Below are 6,595 nucleotides of genomic sequence, written 5' to 3' on the forward strand. Positions count from 1 at the left end.
TTGGTATTTGTGGACTGGAGCCATTTCAATTGCCACTTTCCTTTTAGCGCTAATAATAAAACCCATTTACTTAATTTCATTTATTGGAATATTTATGGTGATTCATTTTATATTTAATCGACTGATTTCTCGGAATCCTATTGTTTACGGATTAATTTTTATAGCAATATCACTTTTTTCCTTTTCGGTTAGTTATGTATATGATAAAGTTTTAGAGCCCCACCAAAAAGATCGTATTAATGTACTTTTAGGAAAAGATGTAAACATGAAAGCCGAAGGATACAATTTAAATCAATCTATGATAGCTATTGGTTCAGGAGGATTTTTTGGTAAAGGTTACTTAGAAGGTACACAAACAAAAGGCGGTTTTGTGCCAGAGCAACATACGGACTATATTTTTACAACGGTTGGTGAAGAATGGGGATTTGTAGGAAATGTAATAGTTATTGGATTATTTGTAAGTTTATTTTTGCGAATATTATTCCTTGCAGAACGCCAAAAAACTAGATTTAGCAGGGTGTATGGTTATTGTGTAGCCACCTATTTATTTACTCACTTTTTTGTAAATATTGCCATGTTAATACGTTTGTTTCCTACTATTGGCATACCACTACCTTTTTTCTCCTATGGTGGTTCTAGTTTGTGGGCATTTACTATTATGCTATTTATATTTATAAAATTAGATGCCAATAAAGTCAATGAATGGTAAAACTATTATTTATAATGAGAACTAAAAATATATTTCATAAAAGAGTAACAACTTTATGTATTATATTGATATTGTTTTTTGTAAATAGTAAGTTATATTCCCAAATTATTTATACTGATATACCTGACGCCACTCCTAACGCGACATTTTCTTTGGATTTAAATAATGATACGGTTGTTGATTTTATAATTTATTTTGGAGGAAGTGCAAGTACAATTGGAGTTATGTGTAATCCGCAAAACAACAATGCTTATTCAGGAAATTTTGTTAATGAAACTTATTTACCATGGTCATTATCAACATCTAATACAATTTGTGCATCACTTGCAACATGGTATGATTTTAATAATCCCGGCACTTTGGCATTGGGAACAAATATTGGCTACTGGGTAGGCGCTTCAGATAAATATTTAGCACTAAAACTAATTGTAGGCACAAACACATACTATGGCTGGGCACGGATAGATATTCTGGCAAATTCTGCCTCTTTTACTATAAAAGATTATGCCTATGAAAGTACTCCAAATGCTTGTATACAGTCGGGACAAAATAACTTAGATATTACTGAATATACAGATAAAAATCTTATTTCAATCTTTCCTAATCCTTTTGTAGCTTCAACTACTATTCAAACAAATAGGAATTTAAAAAATGCCAACTTGAACATTTATAATTCATACGGGCAAATAGTTAAACAAGTTAATAATCTTTCGGGCCATACAATTTCATTATCACGTGATGCACTTTTAAGTGGACTATATTTTGTTAAACTAACAGAAGAAAATAATGTTATTGCCGATGAAAAAATACTAATTACAGATTAATTTTGTAGTTTTCAAAATCGAAACGATTAACAAAAACAATAGTAAACTAAAAAGCCATTCAAGAAGAAAATGAATGGCTTTTTATATATAAAAATTCGTTATTTTGAGGCTAATTTTTCTTTTAATTTTTTATCTTTTTTAGTTTTAACAATAGGTTTGTTTGTATCTAAAACAGTTAAATCAGTTAATACATTTAATGTTTCTGTCATATAAATATCTTTTACTAATTCAGCATGCCACCTTTCGCGTTTTTCTTTTAACAATTCATCTTTAGCTATTAATTCTGATTCGTATGGTAAAGAAGTAAAATTTAGGTTGTTTTTATATTTTTCAAGACTCTTAAATTTTTTAGTTTGCGATTCAATATCGGCAATTTCTTTTTTATAGGCAGTATAATTTAAACTTATAGTATTGTCTTCTTTTCTATCGTTAATCCATTTTGCATTTTCGGAAATTAAATTAAAGTTATCATTAGTAGCAATTCTTTTTTTACTATTCGCAATTACTTTTTCAAAGTTTTGAAATAATGGTGTATAAATTGCTGGCTCAATTTTATCCCATGGCAAAGCACTTTTTTCATCTTTTTCACCTGTTTGCATAAAGCTAAAACGATCTGGCATTACAATATCACTTTTTACACCTTCTAATTGTGTAGAGCCGCCATTTACTCTATAAAATTTTTGAGTAGTGGTTTTTAAAGCGCCTAATTCTCCGTATTGATTGCCACGAACAAACTCGTTTAATTCAAATACATTCTGAACAGTCCCTTTTCCATACGATTGCTTACTTCCAATAATAATTCCTCTATTATAATCCTGAATTGCAGCGGCAAATATTTCTGATGCTGAAGCCGAATAATTATTAATCATTACTACTAAAGGACCATTCCATTGTACTTTAGGATCAGAGTCTGGTAAAATTTGAGCTTTACCACCTGCTGGTTTTACTTGAACTACTGGGCCTTTATCAATAAATAAACCTGTCATTTTAACTACCGTTTCTAAAGATCCACCACCATTATCACGTAAATCCATTACAATACCTTGTACATTCATAGCTTTTAATCTTTCGACTTCAATAGCTACGTCTTTAAAGGCATCTCTGTTAGATCTATTTTCAAAAGTTTGGTAAAATTTCGGTAAATAAATCACCCCAAATAACTTCCCGTCTTTTTGTACAACGGTAGATTTTGCGAAGGTTTCTTCAGTTTCTACTTCGTCCCTTATAATTGGAACTACTTTAACTGAACCGTCTACTTTTTTAACGGTAAGTTTCACCAAAGTTCCTTTTGGTCCTTTTATTTTTTTTATCACGTCGTCTAATCGCATGCCTGCAATGTCAATCGCCTCCTCATTTGCTTGGGCTACTTTAATAATAACATCGCCTTGTTCTAATAATTTACCTCGCCATGCAGGGCCTCCACTTATTAATTCAGACACTTCAATACCTTCATTTTTCTTTTGTAAACGCGCACCAATTCCTTCAAATTTTCCACTCATACTTACATCAAATTTCTCTTTATCTTCTGGAGAAAAATAATATGTGTGTGGGTCGTATTGCGTTACAATCGCATTGATATAAACGGTAAACCAATCTTCACGCGTTAATTCAGCAATGAAACTAAAATTATTATTTAAATTACTTTCTGTAGTTTTTCTAGCGGTTTTTTCTAATTCTTCAAATGATTTTGGCTCGGTTTTTTGAGCCAGTTTTTCTTCTTTAGTAGCACTCGATTCATCTAAAATTTCAGACTTTAAAGCGTTTTGAATGTCTTCTTTATCTGTAATATCACTCAAAACAGCAAGTTCTAATTGCTTTCTCCAACGCTGATCTAAATCAATCTTAGTAGCAGCATAGGGTAGTTTTTCATAATCTACATTTATGGTTTCATTATCATTTAAATCTAATGGTTTGGAAAGAATGTTAGTGTAGATTACTTTGGATTCTTTCATTCTTAACATTAATCTTTTGTATGTTAAATCAAAAAACGCCAAATCTTTGCTACGAATCATATCATCAATAGCCAATTCATAGTTTTGAAATTCAGCAATATCAGATTGGATGAAAAATCGTTTCGTAGGGTCTAATGATTCGATATAAGAGGCATACGCTTTTTTTGAAAATTCATCATTTAATTCAATAGGTGAAAAATGGCCTTTTTCTAACACAAAAGACAACAGTTCAATTAACATTTTATCTTTATCGTCGCCAGTTATTTTTTTTGAAGGTATAAAGCTCCATAATCCCGCAGCTAATATCCCTACAACTAATAAAACCTTATAATTTCTTTTCATAAATTCTATACTTTTTTTCATTTTTAACTTCTAAAATCGTGCCAAATAGTCATTGCATTACTTGTAAAAAAACAAGATAACAAATTTAATATTTTTATCCACAAATAAATCATAAAATATAATAAATTAGCAAATAAATTAACACAATTGTAAAATGAAAAAAATTCTAGTTACTAATGACGACGGAATTGCTGCTCCAGGCATAAAAGCTTTAACAGAAGTCATGCATGAATTAGGTGAAATTTATATCATTGCGCCAGACAGCGCACAAAGCGGCATGGGTCATGCCATTACTATAAATAGTACTTTAGAATTGAAACATATTCCTAATTTTTTAGGTACAAATAATGCCTACAGTTGTTCTGGAACACCAGTAGATTGTGTTAAAATGGGCGTACATGAAGTGATGAAAAGCAAGCCAGATTTATGTGTTTCTGGTGTCAATCATGGGTCTAATTCCTCTATAAATGTAATTTATTCTGGTACGATGAGTGCTGCAGTAGAAGGCGGAATTGAAGGCATTCCTTCTATCGGATTTTCTTTATGTGATTACAGTTGGGATGCAAACTTTGAATTCATCAAACCTTTTATTAAGAAAATTGCCTTAGAAGTTTTAGAAAAAGGATTGCCTGAAGGTGTGGTTTTGAATGTAAATTTTCCAAAAACAAACCAAATTAAAGGCATAAAAATTTGTCGTCAAGCGAAAGCCACTTGGGAAGAAGAATTTGACAAACGAACCAATCCAATGGGTAAAGAATATTATTGGTTAACCGGAAAATTTGTGAATCATGATAATGGCGAAGACACAGATGAATGGGCGTTAGCTAATGATTATATCGCTATAGTTCCCGTTCATTTTGATTTAACGGCTTATCACGCGATGCAACAATTAAATAGTTGGGGTTTATAGTTTATTTAAACACATAGGCAAATAGGATTTTAAAAAACTATATGTCTATGTGATTAAGACAATTTTCTAACCGAATCTCTTTTTCTTAATTCGGTTTTAATAACAATGGTTTCAAATGTTTTTTCTGTTTCAGAATCTGAAATTTCTTCGATACGTTTGATAATTAATTCGGCTGTTTTTCGGCCTATTTCAGGTGCATGTTGACTAATTGTAGATAAGCTAGGCGTCATTCTTCTTGACCATAAACCATCTGCAAAACCAATAATTGAGATGTCATTTGGTACTTGAAATCCGTTTTTTAAACAAAATTTCATTGCAGCAACCGCAGCATATTCATCTATTGCAAAAATAGCATTTGGTTTTTGTTCTAAAATAAGTTGACCCATTTTTTCATCAAAACCTTCATCTGAATCTGACAACAAAGCTAAAGTTGCATCAAATTTCATGTTGTTTTTTAGCAATGCTTCTTTATATCCGTTTTCTCTTAACTTTCCAACGCTTAAATTATTAATTGTAGAAAAGAGCGCGATTTTTTTGCAATTCGTATCAATTAAATATTGGGTCGCTTCAGCTGCAGAGTCAAAATCGTCTACAATAACTTTATCACATTTTAATTCTGGTGCAATTCTATCAAAAAGGACTACTGGAGTTCCATCGCGCAATACATTATATATATGTGTGAAATTATTTTCTTTCTGAGTTTCTTCTGCCAAAGCTAAAATAAAACCGTCTATAGCGCCATTATCTAACATTTCAATCATCTGTTTCTCTTTTTCTAGAGATTCATTAGACGTACATGTTATTAAATTATAGCCTTTTTCGTTAGCATATAATTCAATTCCAGAAAAAACTTTTGCAAAAAAAGGATTTAAAATATTTGGAAAAATAACACCTATAGTATATGAACGCTGATTTTTTAAATTTTTAGCTATACTATTTGGCTTATAATTTTTTAGTTGCGCAAACTCTTTAATTTTAATTTTAGTTAGTTCACTAATTTCTGGGCTATTACTTAGCGCTTTAGAAACTGTTGAGGTAGAAACACCTAATTCTTTAGCTAATTCTTTTAATGTGGGTTTAGATTTCATTTTTTATACTATTTCAAATTCAAAAATATAAAAAATCAACGAAAAGAACCTTATAAAAGGAATATATTTTATAACCTCTTTTATTGAGTTCAAAATCAATATAAAAGAATTTTAGTTTAGAGTTTGTAATTTTAATAAATAATTGTACTTTTGCACCCCTAATCCCTAAGTTTGGGAATAGGAATGGAATGTTTAATTAAAAATTAGTATTGTGAACACATTAAGCTACAAGACAATTTCGGCAAACAAAGCTACTGCAGATAAGCAGTGGGTTGTTGTAGATGCTGAAGGTCATAACTTAGGTCGTTTTGCTTCTAAAGTAGCTATGCTATTAAGAGGTAAATATAAGCCAAGTTATACGCCGCATGTTGACTGTGGAGATAACGTGATTGTTATTAACGCAGAAAAAATCAATCTTACTGGAAACAAATTGGATGAGAAAACGTACATCCGTCACACAGGTTATCCAGGAGGACAAAGAAGTCTAACTGCAAAAGTAATGCAACAAAAAAATCCTGCATTATTAGTAGAAAAAGCAGTTAAAGGAATGTTGCCTAAAAACAAATTAGGAGCACAATTATTCCGTAATTTAAATGTTAACGTAGGAGATGCGCACAAACATGCCGCACAAACGCCTAAAGCAGTTAACCTAAACGATCTTAAGTAATGGGAGTAATTCACAAAATCGGAAGAAGAAAATGTGCAGTAGCACGTGTTTATGTTTCAGAAGGAACTGGTAACATTACAGTTAACAAAAGAGCGTTTGCTGT

At 31.1% G+C, this 6,595-nt stretch carries 7 protein-coding genes; 5 read left to right on the forward strand and 2 right to left on the reverse strand.

Annotated elements, in window-relative coordinates; all coding sequences use genetic code 11:
* On the forward strand, positions 1-709 hold a 709-nt coding region (rodA, locus tag ACIQ2I_RS07050), incomplete at its 5' end, for a rod shape-determining protein RodA (RefSeq protein ID WP_396181721.1).
* Positions 703-1,533 (forward strand): T9SS type A sorting domain-containing protein, encoded by an 831-nt coding sequence (locus tag ACIQ2I_RS07055; protein WP_396181722.1) that lies wholly within the window; start codon positions 703-705, stop codon positions 1,531-1,533. The genes rodA and ACIQ2I_RS07055, both read left to right, overlap by 7 nt.
* A gap of 98 nt (positions 1,534-1,631) precedes the next feature.
* Here the strand turns inward: ACIQ2I_RS07055 and ACIQ2I_RS07060 are convergent, their stop codons facing one another.
* Complete coding sequence (locus ACIQ2I_RS07060; RefSeq protein ID WP_396181723.1) at positions 1,632-3,848, reverse strand: carboxy terminal-processing peptidase; 2,217 nt, start codon at positions 3,846-3,848, stop codon at positions 1,632-1,634.
* Between the two features lie 133 nt (positions 3,849-3,981).
* Between ACIQ2I_RS07060 and surE the strand changes: the two genes are divergently transcribed.
* Positions 3,982-4,737 carry a 5'/3'-nucleotidase SurE gene (gene surE, locus ACIQ2I_RS07065; protein ID WP_396181724.1) on the forward strand — a complete coding sequence of 252 codons (756 nt, stop codon included), beginning with the start codon at positions 3,982-3,984 and terminating at the stop codon, positions 4,735-4,737.
* A 53-nt stretch (positions 4,738-4,790) separates the two neighbouring features.
* Here surE and ACIQ2I_RS07070 read toward each other — a convergent pair whose 3' ends face one another.
* Positions 4,791-5,825 carry a LacI family DNA-binding transcriptional regulator gene (locus ACIQ2I_RS07070; RefSeq protein WP_396181725.1) on the reverse strand — a complete coding sequence of 345 codons (1,035 nt, stop codon included), beginning with the start codon at positions 5,823-5,825 and terminating at the stop codon, positions 4,791-4,793.
* 211 nt (positions 5,826-6,036) lie between these two features.
* On the opposite strand from ACIQ2I_RS07070, the gene rplM reads away from it, so the two are divergent.
* Complete coding sequence (gene rplM / locus ACIQ2I_RS07075) at positions 6,037-6,492, forward strand: 50S ribosomal protein L13 (protein ID WP_396181726.1); 456 nt, start codon at positions 6,037-6,039, stop codon at positions 6,490-6,492.
* Positions 6,492-6,595, forward strand: a 104-nt coding sequence (gene rpsI / locus ACIQ2I_RS07080) for a 30S ribosomal protein S9 (protein ID WP_396181727.1), incomplete at its 3' end; no start/stop codon positions are given. The genes rplM and rpsI, both read left to right, overlap by 1 nt.

It is taken from the genome of Flavobacterium sp. (assembly GCF_044368995.1).
GTDB lineage: Bacteria > Bacteroidota > Bacteroidia > Flavobacteriales > Flavobacteriaceae > Flavobacterium.